The following is a 1,245-nucleotide window of genomic DNA, read 5'->3' as shown; positions in this document are numbered from 1 at the left end:
GGCCGCGGCTGGGTGTGCGTGGCACTGGTGGTGTTTGCCTCGTGGCGGCCGGGCAAGGCGCTGCTGGGCGCGCTGCTGTTCGCCTTTTTCGACGCACTGCAGCTGCGCCTGCAAACCTCGGGCATCGTGAATGTGCCCTATCAGGTGTACCTGATGCTGCCCTACGCCCTTTCCATCCTGGCGCTGGTGCTGGTGGCGCGCAAGGCGGCGTATCCTCAGGCGTTGATGAAACCTTACCGAAAAGGCGAACGCTGATGATGACGACACCCCTTGCCCCACGCGGCACACTGCTGGCAGCCTTGCTGGCACTGGGCTGCGCCAACGCGCAGGCACTGGGCAGTGACTACAGCTACGACAGCTTCAAGACGCCTGACGCCGTCAGCTGGGTGCAAATGTGCGGCACATGGGGCAAAGGCCGCCAGGGCACCTACCGCGTCGTGCACGCAGACCAGTACGCACAATCATTCCTCTACATCCAGTGGATGACACGCGATGCCAATGGCAGCCTGCATGCCGGGCACACCGTGGGGATCGCCGAATTGAACAACGACCACTCGGAAATCATGCTCAGCGGTCTCACCTGCCGCACAACGCCACGCGGCATCGTGCTCACGGCGCGCGCCGCCTCCGGCCATGACGACAGGCTGCGCCGCGTCACCATCGAGGTCGGTCCAGAAATCGGCCAGTATCGCTACCGCAAAGGAGAGCGTTAGTCCATGCGCAGCACGCCCTCAGGCCACGTCGCCGTCCCTCCCGCCTTTCTGGCAGGCGCGCGCGTACGCCTGCGCCCCTGGGTGGGCGATGACCGCACTCCCTTTGCCGCACTGAATGCAGACCCCAAGGTCATGGAACACTTTCCCGCGACGCTTACACGCGCGCAAAGTGACGCGCTGGTTGACCGCATCAGCACCTCGATCACCGAACGTGGCTGGGGCCTGTGGGCAGCGGAATACCGGCCAGCGGGCACCCATGCACCTCAGTTCATCGGCTTCGTGGGCCTGAACAGCCCGACCGCGGATCTGCCCTTCAACCCTTGCGTTGAAATCGGCTGGCGCCTGGCCCAGCCCTATTGGGGCCACGGCCTAGCCCAGGAAGCCGCACGCCTGGCGCTGCGCATCGGGTTTGACGTCTTGCAGCTGGACGAAATCGTGGCCTTCACCAGCCTCAACAACGCTCGCTCCCGCGCCGTAATGCACCGTTTGGGAATGGAGGAAAGCCCCGGTGAACAGTTTGACCACCCTTCCG

Annotated in this window: 2 protein-coding genes and 1 pseudogene; all 3 read left to right on the top strand. The window is 64.6% G+C overall.

What is annotated here, in order from left to right:
• A pseudogene (locus AC1D1X_RS23730) lies at window positions 1-255 on the top strand (ABC transporter permease); the annotation flags it as partial.
• Window positions 255-713, top strand: a complete 459-nt coding sequence (locus AC1D1X_RS23725; RefSeq protein ID WP_477669471.1) for a hypothetical protein — start codon at window positions 255-257, stop codon at window positions 711-713. The pseudogene AC1D1X_RS23730 and the gene AC1D1X_RS23725, both read left to right, overlap by 1 nt.
• Before the next feature lie 3 nt (window positions 714-716).
• On the top strand, window positions 717-1,245 hold a 529-nt coding region (locus tag AC1D1X_RS23720; protein ID WP_477699402.1), incomplete at its 3' end, for a GNAT family N-acetyltransferase.

The sequence above is a fragment of the Polaromonas sp. P1_G4 genome, from assembly GCF_056405475.1.
This window is presented reverse-complemented; position numbering and strand designations above follow the sequence as displayed.

Coding starts and splice junctions, on each gene's coding strand:
- AC1D1X_RS23725 (WP_477669471.1), top strand. CDS start 255: ATGATGACGACACCCCTTGCCCCACGCGGCACACTGCTGGCAGCCTTG.